Source organism: Klebsiella sp. B345 (assembly GCF_051131735.1).
Taxonomy (GTDB): Bacteria; Pseudomonadota; Gammaproteobacteria; order Enterobacterales; family Enterobacteriaceae; genus Klebsiella.
Genome location: NZ_CP180443.1, coordinates 1,216,804 through 1,231,286, shown reverse-complemented (window position 1 = coordinate 1,231,286; position 14,483 = coordinate 1,216,804). Strand labels below are relative to the sequence as shown.

Below are 14,483 nucleotides of genomic sequence, written 5' to 3'. Positions count from 1 at the left end.
AAAGTCCTGATGGAAAGGAAGATGCAAAATGGAGAGAGTAGTCGTTTCTTAAGTCACAGTGTGTGCAGAGGGAACGTTTGAAAACAGAGCTATATCCGTTGATATACCTCTGTTTTTAGCTTTTTTGCGCAAAGCTGACTAGTCTGCAAGTGGTGACTTAAGCTTTGTATTCACAGCAAGCAAGCGTCAGGTCCACGTTTCACTGTCTGGTTGACGTTGAGACCGGTGCCGTGATTACAGCACAGCAGCGTTACGCGCTTTGGTTGCGATAGCCAATGGCGGTAGCGTGTCTTAAATTTTTAAAATGTGCCTGAATGGCACTTAACTTATTGAAAAACGAGAGAGAGTATGAAGATCCTTGTCACCGGTGGCGCTGGGTTTATTGGTTCTGCCGTTGTTCGTCATATCATTGAGAATACTCAGAATGACGTGCGCGTTATGGACTGCCTGACTTACGCAGGTAATCTCGAGTCTCTGGCTTCTGTAGCCGACAACAGCCGTTATTCTTTCTCGCGTACGGATATCACCGACGCCCAGAGCGTGGCTCAGCAGTTCAGTGAGTTTCAGCCTGATATCGTGATGCACCTGGCTGCCGAAAGCCATGTTGACCGCTCTATTGACGGTCCGGCCGCCTTTATCCAGACCAACCTGATTGGCACCTTTACCCTCCTGGAAGCGGCCCGTCAATACTGGTCCTCCCTCGATGAGACAGCAAAGCAGGCCTTCCGCTTCCACCATATCTCCACGGATGAAGTCTACGGCGACCTCGACGGCACCGACGATCTGTTTACTGAAGAGACGCCGTACGCGCCAAGCAGCCCGTACTCAGCCTCTAAAGCCGGTAGCGACCATCTGGTTCGCGCCTGGAACCGCACCTACGGCCTGCCGGTCGTGGTGACCAACTGTTCCAACAACTATGGCCCGTACCACTTCCCGGAAAAACTGATCCCGCTGACCATTCTTAACGCCCTGGCGGGTAAACCGCTGCCGGTGTATGGCAACGGCGAGCAGATCCGTGACTGGCTCTACGTCGAAGACCATGCCCGGGCGCTGTATAAGGTAGCGACTGAAGGCCGGAACGGTGAAACCTACAATATTGGCGGTCATAACGAGCGTAAAAATATCGATGTGGTCCGTACGATTTGCAGCATCCTGGACAAGGTGGTGGAGCAGAAGCCGGGCAATATCAGCCACTTTGCTGACCTGATCACCTTTGTGAAAGATCGTCCGGGTCACGACCTGCGTTATGCGATCGATGCAGCAAAAATTGAACGCGACCTTGGCTGGGTGCCGCAGGAGACCTTTGAAAGCGGGATCGAGAAAACCGTTCACTGGTATCTGAACAACACCACCTGGTGGCAGCGCGTGCTGGACGGCTCGTATGCCGGTGAACGTCTTGGCCTGAATAACTGAATAAGGATATAAACCCATGAAAGGTATTGTTCTGGCCGGCGGCTCCGGCACTCGTTTATATCCCATCACCCAGGGCGTGTCTAAACAGCTGCTGCCGATTTACGACAAGCCGATGATCTATTATCCAGTATCCGTTCTGATGCTGGCCGGGATCCGCGATATTCTGATCATTACGACCCCGGAAGATATGCCGTCATTCCAGCGTCTGCTGGGCGACGGTTCGCAGTTCGGGGTGAACTTCAGTTACGCCATTCAGCCGTCCCCGGACGGTCTGGCGCAGGCTTTTATCATCGGTGAAGAGTTCATCGGTAACGACGCCTGTGCGCTGGTGCTGGGCGACAACATCTATTTTGGTCAGAGTTTTGGCCGGAAACTGGATGCGGCGGCCAGCAAAACGTCTGGTGCCACCGTGTTTGGTTATCAGGTACTCGACCCGGAACGTTTCGGCGTGGTGGAGTTCGATGAGCACTTCAGAGCGCTGTCGATTGAAGAAAAACCGCTGAAGCCGAAATCTGACTGGGCGGTTACCGGCCTCTATTTCTACGACAACGACGTGGTGGAGATGGCGAAAGCTGTCGAACCGTCCGCGCGCGGTGAGCTGGAAATCACCACCCTGAACCAGATGTATCTGGAGCGCGGCGATCTGCAGGTGGAATTGCTGGGACGTGGTTTTGCCTGGCTGGATACCGGAACACATGACAGCCTGATTGAGGCCTCACAGTTCATTCATACCATCGAGAAACGTCAGGGGATGAAGGTCGCCTGTCTGGAAGAGATCGCTTTCCGTAACCAGTGGCTGTCTGCGGAAGGGGTGGCGGCGCAGGCCGAAAAGTTAAAGAAAACCGAATATGGCGCTTATCTGCAGCGTCTGCTCAGCGAACGCTAATGGCCTGCCGACCGTCTATACAGAGTATGTAATCATGAAAATTTTACTGATTGGTAAGAATGGCCAGGTTGGCTGGGAGCTCCAGCGTTCGTTGTCTACGCTGGGCGAGGTGGTGGCGGTTGACTACTTCGATACGGAGCTGTGCGGTGACCTGACCAATCTTGAAGGTATTGCTCAGACCGTCCGCCAGGTGAAACCGGATGTGATTGTGAATGCAGCTGCCCACACCGCTGTTGATAAAGCGGAAAGCGAGCGCGAGCTGTCTGACCTGCTGAATGACCGGGGCGTGGCGGTGCTGGCAGAAGAGTCAGCGAAGCTGGGCGCTCTGATGGTGCATTACTCCACTGACTACGTGTTCGACGGGGAGGGGAGTCACTATCGTCAGGAAGATGAGGCCACCGGGCCGCTGAATGTCTACGGTGAAACCAAACGTGCCGGTGAACTGGCGCTGCAGCAGGGTAACCCGCGTCATCTGATTTTCCGCACCAGCTGGGTGTACGCCACCCGCGGGGCGAACTTTGCCAAAACCATGTTGCGACTGGCGGGTGAGAAGGAAACGCTGTCGATCATTGACGATCAACACGGCGCACCGACCGGCGCAGAGCTGCTGGCAGACTGTACCGCCATCGCTATTCGCGAAGAACAGCGTAACAGAGCGGTGGCAGGTATTTACCACCTGGTAGCCAGCGGAGAAACCAGCTGGTATGACTACGCGCGCTTTGTATTTGATGTTGCCCGTACGCATGGCACAGCACTGGCGGTGAAAGAAGTCAACGGTATCCCGACCACGGCCTACCCGACGCCGGCCAAACGTCCGCTGAACTCGCGTCTGTCGAATGAAAAGTTCCAGCGGGTATTCGGTGTGACGTTACCGGACTGGCGCCAGGGTGTAGAACGAGTTGTGGTTGAAGTTTCAGGCAAATAGGTGAACAACTAATATGAATATTATTAAAACAGACATTCCTGAGGTCCTGATTTTTGAACCTCGCGTGTTCGGTGATGCGCGCGGCTTTTTCTTTGAAAGCTTCAGCAGCAAGGTGTTTGATGAGGCAGTGGGTCGTCATGTTGAGTTTGTACAGGACAACCATTCGCAGTCGCAGAAAGGCGTGCTGCGCGGCCTGCACTATCAGCTGGCCCCGCATGCTCAGGGCAAACTGGTACGCTGCACCGAAGGTGAAGTGTTCGATGTGGCAGTGGATGTGCGTCGTTCATCCCCGACCTTCGGTCAGTGGGTTGGCGTGGTGCTGAGCGCAGAGAACAAGCGTCAGCTGTGGATCCCGGAAGGATTCGCGCATGGCTTTATGGCCCTGAGTGAGACGGTGCAGTTTGTCTATAAAGCAACCAACTACTATGCGCCACAGTCAGAGCGCAGTATTCTCTGGAATGACCCAACGATAAATATTCAATGGCCGAACCAGGATGTATTGATTTCCGATAAAGATAAAGTCGGTGCATTGTTCCTTGATGCTGAGGTCTATGAATGAGTTTTGTCGTTAAGCAAACCCGGGAGCTATTTAAGTCACTCATTTCTAATCGGCGGTTAATTTATACATTAACTCGTCGTGAGGTCATTAGCCGGTACCGCGGTTCAGTCTTAGGGTTGCTCTGGTCATTTTTCACACCTGTCCTTATGCTCGTGGTATACACCTTTGTATTTAGTGTCGTATTCCAGGCAAAATGGAGTGAGGGGAGCACGTCGCGTACCGCATTTGCGTTAGTACTATTTTCAGGGTTAATTATATTTAACTTATTTTCTGAATGTATTAATCGGGCACCAACTGCAATACTTGCAAATGCGAATTATGTGAAAAAGGTAATCTTTCCATTGGAAGTCTTACCTTGGGTAAATTTATTCGCAGCATTATTCCATTTTTCAATTAGCTGTTTGGTATGGCTTATCTTCTATCTTGTAGAAGTGGGAATGCCTCATATCACCATTCTTTTGCTGCCATTTGTCCTCCTGCCATTAATTTTGATGATTATGGGGCTAAGCTGGTTTTTAGGTTCTTTAGGTGTATATTTACGTGATGTTAGCCAAATAGTGGGTATAGCCACTATGGTGCTGATGTTCTTATCGCCAATCTTTTTCCCGACGTCTGCGCTTCCCGAGTCAGTAAGGCCACTGTTGTTACTTAATCCTCTGGCTCAATTTATTGAACAAGCCAGAGATGTAATGTATTGGGGGCGGATTCCAGAGATTAGACCGTATTTAGTTGGGTTAATTGTCAATGCAGTAATTGCATGGGCTGGATTCCTTTGGTTCCAGAAAACACGGAAAGGGTTTGCAGATGTCATCTGATAATATTATCGAGATAACAGGGTTAAGTAAGTGTTATCAAATTTATGACTCACCAAAAGATCGTTTGATGCAGATGTTCTTTCGATCTCGTAAACAGCTTTACCGTGAATTCTGGGCTTTAAAAAATGTGAGCTTTTCCCTTAAAAAAGGCGAAACGGTTGGCATTATCGGCCGAAATGGCTCTGGCAAATCTACTTTGTTGCAAATGATTTGCGGCACGCTGACGCCCACAGATGGTACGGTGAAGGTTAATGGCCGTATAGCTGCATTGTTAGAGCTTGGCGCGGGGTTTAACCCTGAGTTTACCGGCCATGAAAACATTTTTATGGCGGCTTCATTGTATGGTTTGACAAACGAGCAAATCAGACAACGCTACGATAAAATTCTGGCTTTTGCTGATATCGGTGACTATATCGACCAACCGGTAAAAACATATTCCAGTGGTATGTATGTCCGACTGGCATTTGCCGTTATTGCTCACGTTGATGCTGATATTCTTGTCGTTGATGAGGCATTGGCTGTTGGTGATGCTGTATTTACCCAGAAATGCATGCGCTTCATCCGTAAGTTTAAAGAGAATGGCACCTTACTATTTGTGAGCCATGATACTCAATCTGTGATTAACTTATGTGATAAAGCGATCTGGCTTCATAAAGGTGAAATGATTTCATCTGGTAAAGCCAAAGCTATTACTGAAAAGTATCTGCAGTATACCTTACAAGAGGTTTACGGAGATGAAACTAAACTTGATGATATTAAAAATAATAAACAAGATGACGTTTCTACTGAGCAACCCCAACTTGCCAATGCTGAAAATACGACTGCTAATGATACCTTCGACTATAACTCTCAATACGGTATTGATAATAATCTATCAGATGCTAATGGCTGGAAAACTGGTGCCGGCGAAATTATCGATGTGTCATTCAGTGATGTGGCAACCGGGAACACCCACCACCTTTACAAAGGTGGTGAAAAAGTCAAACTACGTATCACTGCGAGTATAAATGAGCCATTTGACTCACCGATATTAGGTTTTCTGGTTAAAGATCGTTTGGGCCAGGTACTATTCGGAGAGAACACGTTGCCATTTACCAATAAAAATGCATTTTCTGTTGGTGCGGGTGAGAAGATGACCGCTGAGTATATGTTTACATTGCCTATGTTGCCTAATGGGGAATATTCGATGATGGTCTCATTGGCAAACGGTGACATAAATAGCCATGTTCAGCACCACTGGCTACATGATGCCTTGATAATCAATGTCTCTTCAAGTGATGTACGTTGGGGACTGGTTGGTATTAAGTTTGATGATGTAAAACTGGAAAAAGAATGAAAAATTTAATTGAGCTCTATGATGAGCATAGCGGAAAATCATCAGATAAGTGGGATATCTATCTCCATACTTATCACCAGTACCTTTCCAGTTCAAGATTGTCTGTCAAGAATTTTCTAGAAATTGGTGTTCAAAATGGTGGTTCTCTGGAAATATGGCGAAAGTATTTCCCTGTCGCCGAAAATATCATTGGCTGCGATATCAATCCTGATTGTGAAAAATTAAAGTATAATGACGATGCAATTAAGATTGTTATCGGGAACTCGTCAACTAAAGAAGTAAAAAATCGGATTCAAGATATTGCACAGTCATTTGATTTAATTATCGATGATGGTTCACATGACTCATCCGATATTATCAAATCTTTCTTGCTTTACTTCCCTCTGGTTAATGAAGAGGGGATTTATATTGTTGAAGATTTACATTGTAGCTACTGGCAAAGCTTTGAAGGGGGACTCTATGACCCATTTTCTTCAATGGCATTTCTTAAAAAATTAGCCGATGTGCAAAACCATGAACATTGGGGGGTTGAGTTAAGTGCTGACGAATTCTTACAACCTTTCTATGAACACTATGATTGTGAGCATTTAGGGTCAATTGACTATAGCGAAATTCATTCAGTTACTTTTATAAATTCCCTATGCATCATTCAAAAGGGTAAAGCAAAGTCCAATCTTCTCGGTATTCGACATATTGTTGGCGATGAAGAAAGCGTTGTCCAGGGTAACAAGGCCCACAATGGTACTTATATGCCAGCAATGCAACAGACTCATAATTTTTGGAGTTCATTACCCGTCCATCCAGAAATGGAATGGCAGAAGTTAGTTATTGCAGAACAGGATCTGACTAAAGAAATTCTTTCTCAACAGAAAAGACTCAAAGAACTGCAAAACCATATAGGAAAACAAGAACAGCATATTCAAGAAGTTAATGCAGTACTTGAAGAAAAAGAACATCTCATCCAACGCCTGAGCTTTGATAATCAGGCGTTACGGGAATCAACGAGTTGGCGTATAACCAAACCGATACGCTTAGCCATGCTTAACCTCCGTCGGGCAAAAAAAGCGGCCAAAACTGTTACTCATGTGACGAAAACTCACGGTATTGCTTATACCTACAAAAAAGGGATGGCGGTATTTAAGCGTGAAGGTATTTCGGGCGCATTACAGCGAATCAGGCATGTCGCGGCATTCCAGAGTATGCAAGCCGTGCGCGTTCAGAAGGCATTACCAGCAGTTAGTCTCGATGCCACTAAGATACTGAGCCTGCGGGTATTGATCATTGCAGAGCTATCGATACCTCAGTGTCGTAAGTATCGTGTTGATCAGAAAGTTGAATTATTTAAAAATCTCAATATACCTGTAACAGTACTTAATTGGCATGACTGGCAGTCATGTATCGATGCGTTACAGAGTCATTCCTTAATTATTTTTTATCGCGTACCAGCATTTGATAGCGTTCATCGTATTTTTGATGAGTGTGACAGGCTTAATCTTCCAACGTACTGGGAAGTCGATGATCTTATCTTTGATGCTGAAGTGATGAGGAATAGCCGTACCTTAAATGAGCTGGATAAAGACGTCTTCCAGGGGTTACTGGATGGTGCTCATTTATATAAATCGGCAATGTCACGTTGCAAGTTTGCTATCGCCTCGACGCCTCATCTGGCAGAAGAAATGGTCGCTGCCGGTGTGAAACATGCGTTTGTTGTTGAAAATGCGCTTGATCCAGAAACCGTGGTGACAGCCTCTTCATTGCCAGAAACACGAAAAAGTAATGACGATAATATTATCCGAATCGTCTATGGTTCTGGAACCAGCACGCATAACGTTGATTTTCTTGAAGCTTCTGATGCGATTCTGACAATTCTTAAAAAGCATAAAAATGTTCATTTCCGTTTGATTGGAACTTTAGGGTTACCAAAAGAATACGATGTTGTGCAGGCGCAGATAGAAAGAATAGAATTCTGCCCGTATACTGATTACCTGAAAATTCTCAATGAATGTGATATTAGTATCGCACCGTTGGAAAACTATGTATTTAATGATTCAAAAAGTAATATTAAATACATTGAGGCTTCCATTTTAGGTATTCCATGCATTTGTTCACCGCGACCTAATTTTTCCAACGTTATTAATCATGGCGAAAATGGTTTCTTGTGTGATGGCACGGAACAATGGGTATCAGTTATTGAGACATTAATAGATTCTGCCGAGTTACGTCATGCTGTTGGTCTGCAGGGTAAACAGACAGTCCTTGCTCGTTACTCCCAGGAATTTATCGCCAAAAATCAAGTTATGCCGCTGGTTGATGACTTTAATCATCCAGTGGAAACGGCTAAAAAGCAGATTTTATCTGTAAACTGCTATTACGGACCACGTTCTTTTGGTGGTGCGACAGTTGTTGCTGAAGCACTAAATAAACGCTTAAATACCAATGAACAGTTTGATATTCATGTGTTTACGGCGTTAAATCAAGATTATGGTCAGCTAAATAAACTGCGTCGCTATGAATTTGATGGGCAAGACTGTTATGGGATGGTTATCCCGGACGTATTGCCGTCGAAGAAGCAGATCGTGAATAATGACATCGATGCGGAATTTAAACATGTGCTCGATTTAGTCAAGCCAGACCTGGTGCATTTCCACTCGATTCAAGGACTCGGCGTTACGATGCTTGATATCTGTCATCAGCGTAATATTCCTATTGTTGTTACTGCCCATGATTACTGGTGGCTATATGAACATCAATTCATTTTGAGCTTTGATGAAAAACATAAGTTCAGGGGTTTGAGTAAAAAAATAGATAGTGCTCAGCATCTTGATGATAACGATGACTATTATCAGATGAAGAAAAGAAGTTCATTAAAACTTGCAGATGTCATACTTGCGCCAAGTCTGTTCACCTCAGAGGTGTATAAAAGCGAAGGCTTTGACAATGTTCGCCTAAATAAGAACGGCGTCGCTGCGCCTTCTTCAGAACGAGTACGTCAACCTCATCAACCGTTGAAGTTTGGTTACGTGGGCGGAAACACGAATATCAAAGGTTTCCATCTGATCAAGAAGGTATTTTCTAGCATTCCGGCAAGTCAGGCGTGCTTAGTCATCGTTGATAATACGCTCAATCTTGGTTTCCCATCGTTTAGTCCGGACGATCTTGCTGGTATCAATTCTGTTGAGGTTGTGCCGGCATTTACTCAAGCTGAAATTGATGATTTTTATGCCGGGATTGATGTTTTACTCTATCCAACACAATCCAAAGAGAGTTTTGGCTTGACCGTTCGCGAGGCCCTTATCCGTGATGTATGGGTCATTACCAGTGATGCTGGTGGGGCGGCAGAGGATATCATTGTTGGTGAGAATGGTTTAGTGATTCCCTTCAATAATGAAAGTAAAGATCTATCTAAGGCTGTATCAGAAACGATTGAATACTTTGCGAAGAGAGATCCTGCCAGACCTCTCACTCTTCCTCATTCGCACATTCGAAATTTTGATGAGCAATGCGAAGAGTTGTCTTCAATTTATTTGGATGTTTTAAAGTAAAGGGCCTTTGGCCCTTTTATGGATATTACTTGTGAGTAACGAAATCCTTGCAATCACAGTAACATTTAATCCTGAAATTGAACGTTTAGATACACAGATTCGACAATTAGATAGCAGCGGTGTTGATATTTTGATTGTCGATAATGGTTCAGACAACAGCGCTGAGGTTTCAGCGCTGTTGAAGCAAGAATCAGCCACTCTGAATCTTCGTTTAATTGGTAGCAATGTTGGGATTGCGACTGCTCAGAACCATGGGATTGAGTATGCCAGGGCACAAGGCTACAGGTATGTTCTCTTAATGGATCAAGATAGTGTACCTTCCGACGATATGGTTGATACACTTTATCATGCGCTTCAGCAACACGATGATGCTGCTGCCGTTGGCCCTGTATTTATTGATAGCAATGGGGCCAAACGTTCTCGCTTTATTCGCGTAGAGGGGCTTCGGGTAAATAAAGACCTTGAGGCCGATAGTACAGGATGTGTCGATGTTGACCATTTAATAGCCTCCGGCTCATTAATACCAGTCGAGGTTTTTGAAAAAATTGGCGGCATGGACGACTCGCTGTTTATTGACTATGTTGATGTTGAGTGGTCACTACGTGCACGCCATCAAGGTTTACGCTGCTACGGTGTATTGAATGCAGGTATGACGCATTCATTAGGTGAGCGTCGGGTTACCGTCTTCAATCGTAATGTGGCTATCCATGCTCCTGTGCGTCATTACTATCAGGTGCGTAATGCAATATTGTTGTATAAACGAAATTATATCCCGGTTAACTGGAAGGTTGTAGACGCCTATAAGTTAGTTGCTAAGTTAGCTGTTTTTATTCTCTCAGCTGAAAATAAAAGCTCGGAGATAAAAATGATTTCAAAGGGGTTTCTTGATGCTTTCAGGAATATCAGCGGAAAATATAAGTGATAGCTGCAGTGGGTATAATGTTGTGGACAAAGTAGTATCTGTAAAAATCTCAATTGTTACTTATTATATCGATGATGATATATTTCCATTAATAGAGTCATTTCTAATCGCAGCACAAAAAACACCCTATTTGAACTATAAAATTGCGATTGTTGAAAATGGCTATAAAGAAAAAACAGAAATACATCGGCAGGTTGAAACGAAATATCCATTTTGCACTGTTACCATTACAGGTGAGAATTTAGGGTATGGCCGCGCTCATAATTTAACCATCGATTCAGACTTTGATTATCATCTGGTTTTAAATCCTGATGTCGAGTTTGCTCCTGATTCTTTACGTGTGGCATTCGAATTTATGGAAAGCAATAAGCATTGCGGATTGCTATCACCACAGTGCCACTGGAGAAATGGTGACCGTCAGTATCTGTGTAAAAGATATCCTGATGTATCTGTTCTGTTGATTCGCGCTTTTGCACCAAAAGTTATTCAGGAGATGTTCCGAAAGAAGCTGGAATATTATTGCATGAAGGATGAAATGCAGGCTGAAACCATTCTATGGAATCCGCCAATTGTCACTGGTTGCTTTATGCTTTTTAGAACCTCCGTGCTGACAGCTTTAGGCGGCTTTGATAAAGATTTCTTTTTATATTTTGAAGATACTGATTTAAGTTTAAGAGCCACTAAAATGACTGATGTAGCCTATGTACCTGAAGTCAGGATGCTGCATCATGGTGGAAATGTATCGAGAAAAGGAATTAAACATATTCTCTTCTTTACGTCATCAATGGTGAAGTTTTTCAGTAAACATGGTTGGAAAATAGTATAGTTTTAATTTTTATATATATTGTATTCTTGAGTGAAGCCTAAAGTTAATGTTTTTAGAAGTCTGTGGTTTATAATTTTATTAATAATTAGTTGAAATATTATATTAATTTTTAAAGGAAAATATAATGCTTTACCGTGGGTTGAGTGTTGCTTTGATTGTTCCGTGTTATAACGAAGAAAAAACGATCTACCAGGTGGTCAGCGACTTTAAACAGCAAATGCCTGAAATTGACACTTACGTTTTTGATAATTGCTCAACTGATAATACACAGAGTGAAGCGCTGCGGGCTGGTGCTCAGGTCATTAGTGTTAAACAAAAGGGTAAGGGAAATGTTGTAAGACGAATGTTCGCGGATGTTGATGCGGATGTATATGTCATGGTTGATGGCGATGCCACTTATGATGCTACCTCTGTCAATGCGTTAGTTGATGAGTTAATTGATTCACGACTGGATATGGTTGTCGGTTGCAGAAAAGTTATTGCGGAAGAAAATACTAAGGCCTATCGATTAGGGCATGAGTTTGGCAATAAATTATTAACCCAAAGCGTTACGCAGATCTTTGGTGGTCAATTCACTGATATGCTTTCAGGTTATCGGGCATTTACCCGCCGATATGTAAAATCATTCCCGGCATTATCAAAAGGCTTTGAAATTGAAACTGAACTGACAGTTCATGCCCTTGAATTACGCATGCCGTATGGTGAAATCATCACTGCGTATGGAGAAAGGCCTGAAGGTTCGACCAGCAAACTTTCAACTTATAAAGATGGTTTTCGGATCTTAAAAACTATTTTCAGACTGTTTATGAGAGAAAAGCCGCTCTTCTTCTTTACTATTATTGCGATGGTGCTGTTTATCACATCAGTGACGCTTTCTTTCCCTGTGTTTGCCGAATATTTCGAGACTGGCCTGGTTCCGCGTCTTCCAACGGCAATACTTTCAGCATTGTTAATGCTGGCAATGTTCTTATCAATCGCCTGTGGCCTAATTCTGGACAACGTTAACATCGGTCGACATGAAAGCAGAAGATTAGCATATCTGATGATCGCGAACATTGATAGGAAGTAAAATGACCTCAATCCAAAAGGAGTTCATTAAATTTGGTCTGGTAGGGATAGCTGGCTTTGTTGTTGATGCTGGCTTCTTATATTTATTGAAGTCACCGTTGGGTCCTTATCTTGCTCGGCTATGTTCCTTTTTTTGCGCCGTTTGTGCCACATGGATCTTAAATCGGACATTTACCTTTAATATTGCTGCCAGACCGAAAAATATTTTCAGAGAATTTATCAGCTACGTGATGAGTATGCTGATTGGGGGAGGGGTAAACCTCGCTGTTTATTCTTTGGTAGTTGTAATGCTAGGTAAGTCAGCAGGGTATCTGTTAATTGCTCTTGCATTAGGAAGTATTGCAGGAATGGTCTTTAACTTTGCAATTTCAAAATTATTAATATTTAAGGCAAGATAAGATGGGTTTGCGACAGAAACTGTGTTTATCCGGCATATTTGCGCTATTGATGATTTGTTTATCATGGGTTTTAATCGTAAAACCTCCATTTGGTTCTCCTGATGAGCTAAATCACACGGCGAGAGCTTATGGGATTTTGAACGGATACATGTTATTAAAGCCTGTAGGTGATGATGGCACTTCAGGTACTTATGTTGATCAAACCTTGTTTGATGCTGCAAAAATATATCGTGATGAAATCGCTGATTCTGGTGATGCAAGATCATTTAATTCCGGCATCGAAAAGATGAAGGAACTGAAATGGTCAGGACATGATTCTGCTATTCAAATCCCTAATGTTACGTTTTATGCTCCGCTTGTCTATTTTCCACAATCGCTGGCCTATGCTGTTGGCAAGGTCTTTGACATTAATTTCTATACTACATATGTAATCAGCAATTACTTAACATTTGCCGTTTGTATCGCATTATTGTTTATTGCATATTTTATCTATCCCATACCACCACTGGCTATGTTTTTCATTACTATGCCGATGATGGCTTATCAATTAATGTCACCAACGATCGACGGAATAAGTGTTGCATTAACAGTTCTGGCACTTTCAATCCTCTTCAAGCTTGAGAAAAATCCTCATACTGAAAAATATTTGTCATTATTGATTTTGATGTCAGTGTGTATTTTTGCTTCGGCAGGTAGTCGTGCTAACTTGCTCCTGATGTCGTTCATTCCACTGTGGTTATTTTATTCTAATAAAAAGAAATCAAATCTGATATTATTTGTATTGCTGATAATATCAACGTTCGGTTGGACAATTTTTAATATCGTCAGCGTTCATGACTCAGCCATGGGACGTCATCCAGGTTATTCTAATTTTGATCTTATTATTTATTATATCAGCCATCCAGTTGAACTTGTTTCAGTAATTTTTAATACGTTAACAAATGCTGGCCTGGTGACAGGTTATTACCATTCGTTTATAGGTGTTCTTGGCGCTCTGGATGCTCCGATAAAAGACAATCAACGAAACGTATTCACAATATCGATGTTGTTTATCTTTTTATCGTCTTTGATTATTCGCGGGAATAATCGATTTGGGAAATTTGAAGTTTTTATTATCCTGTTAGCATTATCTGGAGCATTACTTATCTTCCCGGCACTTCTTGTGCAATGGACGTCATTCCCTGCGACGTATATTGATGGTGTCCAGGGCGTTATTTTATCATTCCTGCAATTATCTTTGGTTATGCATTTTCTGTTAATGCAAAATATCAAAGTAAATACCTGTTTTTAATTTTATTATTGGCGGTCTTTTCGACCTATACGGTTCACTCTAGCATGACTCACCGCTACCTTAGCTCACAGGTGAAGTTGCCGCATTCCAGTGAAATATCCAGCGTTGCTGAAATTAAAAATATTAAGGCAGATGAGGTTGCCCAGTATCATCTGGATGTGCCTGAAGGTTCGGTTAAGTCACTCTCATTTTACATGGCAAATTATAATAATGCGAGCAAAGGGAATGCTTCGCTGAATGCATGCAGTGGTGACGAATGTGTTGAGACCAGTTTGAATATTAATAATATGGTGGATAACTCATTTGTTGAGTTTAAGTTCAACAAACCACTTAATATTGTCAACCATGATTTGCAATTACAGTTTAAATTCGTTCCTGAAAACGGCAGCCAGCCATTAGTGATCTGGGAATTTAAGCGTAACTCAGATGGTGCGAAATTGCCTAAGATGGTGATCGATTATTATTGACACGGTTTTAGAGTGTCTAATGAAGATACGTGAAT

At 43.3% G+C, this 14,483-nt stretch carries 13 protein-coding genes; all 13 read left to right on the top strand.

What is annotated here, in order from left to right; all coding sequences use genetic code 11:
* Positions 1–348 precede the first annotated feature (348 nt).
* A complete protein-coding gene (gene rfbB, locus ACMYSO_RS05810; RefSeq protein ID WP_434669716.1) occupies positions 349–1,413 on the top strand; it encodes a dTDP-glucose 4,6-dehydratase in 1,065 nt (354 codons plus the stop codon).
* A gap of 16 nt (positions 1,414–1,429) precedes the next feature.
* On the top strand, positions 1,430–2,299 hold the full coding sequence (gene rfbA, locus ACMYSO_RS05805) for a glucose-1-phosphate thymidylyltransferase RfbA (RefSeq protein ID WP_434669715.1): 870 nt from the start codon (positions 1,430–1,432) through the stop codon (positions 2,297–2,299).
* 34 nt (positions 2,300–2,333) lie between these two features.
* Complete coding sequence (gene rfbD / locus ACMYSO_RS05800) at positions 2,334–3,224, top strand: dTDP-4-dehydrorhamnose reductase (RefSeq protein WP_434583996.1); 891 nt, start codon at positions 2,334–2,336, stop codon at positions 3,222–3,224.
* Between the two features lie 13 nt (positions 3,225–3,237).
* Positions 3,238–3,783 carry a dTDP-4-dehydrorhamnose 3,5-epimerase gene (gene rfbC, locus ACMYSO_RS05795; RefSeq protein ID WP_434669713.1) on the top strand — a complete coding sequence of 182 codons (546 nt, stop codon included), beginning with the start codon at positions 3,238–3,240 and terminating at the stop codon, positions 3,781–3,783.
* Positions 3,780–4,598, top strand: a complete 819-nt coding sequence (locus ACMYSO_RS05790; protein WP_434669711.1) for an ABC transporter permease — start codon at positions 3,780–3,782, stop codon at positions 4,596–4,598. Before rfbC ends, ACMYSO_RS05790 begins: the two co-directional genes overlap by 4 nt.
* Entirely contained in the window at positions 4,588–5,934 is a 1,347-nt protein-coding gene (locus ACMYSO_RS05785) for an ABC transporter ATP-binding protein (protein ID WP_434669710.1), read from the top strand. Before ACMYSO_RS05790 ends, ACMYSO_RS05785 begins: the two co-directional genes overlap by 11 nt.
* On the top strand, positions 5,931–9,476 hold the full coding sequence (locus tag ACMYSO_RS05780; RefSeq protein ID WP_434669708.1) for a glycosyltransferase: 3,546 nt from the start codon (positions 5,931–5,933) through the stop codon (positions 9,474–9,476). Before ACMYSO_RS05785 ends, ACMYSO_RS05780 begins: the two co-directional genes overlap by 4 nt.
* Positions 9,477–9,507: 31 nt before the next feature.
* A complete protein-coding gene (locus ACMYSO_RS05775; RefSeq protein ID WP_434669707.1) occupies positions 9,508–10,398 on the top strand; it encodes a glycosyltransferase family 2 protein in 891 nt (296 codons plus the stop codon).
* A complete protein-coding gene (locus ACMYSO_RS05770; RefSeq protein WP_434669706.1) occupies positions 10,364–11,224 on the top strand; it encodes a glycosyltransferase family 2 protein in 861 nt (286 codons plus the stop codon). The genes ACMYSO_RS05775 and ACMYSO_RS05770 overlap by 35 nt, the downstream gene beginning before the upstream one ends.
* 124 nt (positions 11,225–11,348) lie before the next feature.
* Entirely contained in the window at positions 11,349–12,293 is a 945-nt protein-coding gene (locus ACMYSO_RS05765; RefSeq protein ID WP_434669705.1) for a glycosyltransferase, read from the top strand.
* Position 12,294: 1 nt separating this feature from the next.
* Complete coding sequence (locus tag ACMYSO_RS05760; RefSeq protein WP_434669704.1) at positions 12,295–12,690, top strand: GtrA family protein; 396 nt, start codon at positions 12,295–12,297, stop codon at positions 12,688–12,690.
* A 1-nt stretch (position 12,691) separates the two neighbouring features.
* On the top strand, positions 12,692–13,981 hold the full coding sequence (locus ACMYSO_RS05755) for a DUF2142 domain-containing protein (protein ID WP_434669703.1): 1,290 nt from the start codon (positions 12,692–12,694) through the stop codon (positions 13,979–13,981).
* A 44-nt stretch (positions 13,982–14,025) separates the two neighbouring features.
* Positions 14,026–14,448 carry a hypothetical protein gene (locus ACMYSO_RS05750; protein ID WP_434669701.1) on the top strand — a complete coding sequence of 141 codons (423 nt, stop codon included), beginning with the start codon at positions 14,026–14,028 and terminating at the stop codon, positions 14,446–14,448.
* Positions 14,449–14,483 lie beyond the last annotated feature (35 nt).

Excerpts from the sequence above, each read along its gene's own strand:
- rfbB (WP_434669716.1), top strand. The coding sequence starts at position 349 with ATGAAGATCCTTGTCACCGGTGGCGCTGGGTTTATTGGTTCTGCCGTT.
- rfbA (WP_434669715.1), top strand. The coding sequence starts at position 1,430 with ATGAAAGGTATTGTTCTGGCCGGCGGCTCCGGCACTCGTTTATATCCC.
- rfbD (WP_434583996.1), top strand. The coding sequence starts at position 2,334 with ATGAAAATTTTACTGATTGGTAAGAATGGCCAGGTTGGCTGGGAGCTC.
- rfbC (WP_434669713.1), top strand. The coding sequence starts at position 3,238 with ATGAATATTATTAAAACAGACATTCCTGAGGTCCTGATTTTTGAACCT.
- ACMYSO_RS05790 (WP_434669711.1), top strand. The coding sequence starts at position 3,780 with ATGAGTTTTGTCGTTAAGCAAACCCGGGAGCTATTTAAGTCACTCATT.
- ACMYSO_RS05785 (WP_434669710.1), top strand. The coding sequence starts at position 4,588 with ATGTCATCTGATAATATTATCGAGATAACAGGGTTAAGTAAGTGTTAT.
- ACMYSO_RS05780 (WP_434669708.1), top strand. The coding sequence starts at position 5,931 with ATGAAAAATTTAATTGAGCTCTATGATGAGCATAGCGGAAAATCATCA.
- ACMYSO_RS05770 (WP_434669706.1), top strand. The coding sequence starts at position 10,364 with ATGCTTTCAGGAATATCAGCGGAAAATATAAGTGATAGCTGCAGTGGG.
- ACMYSO_RS05765 (WP_434669705.1), top strand. The coding sequence starts at position 11,349 with ATGCTTTACCGTGGGTTGAGTGTTGCTTTGATTGTTCCGTGTTATAAC.
- ACMYSO_RS05760 (WP_434669704.1), top strand. The coding sequence starts at position 12,295 with ATGACCTCAATCCAAAAGGAGTTCATTAAATTTGGTCTGGTAGGGATA.
- ACMYSO_RS05755 (WP_434669703.1), top strand. The coding sequence starts at position 12,692 with ATGGGTTTGCGACAGAAACTGTGTTTATCCGGCATATTTGCGCTATTG.
- ACMYSO_RS05750 (WP_434669701.1), top strand. The coding sequence starts at position 14,026 with ATGACTCACCGCTACCTTAGCTCACAGGTGAAGTTGCCGCATTCCAGT.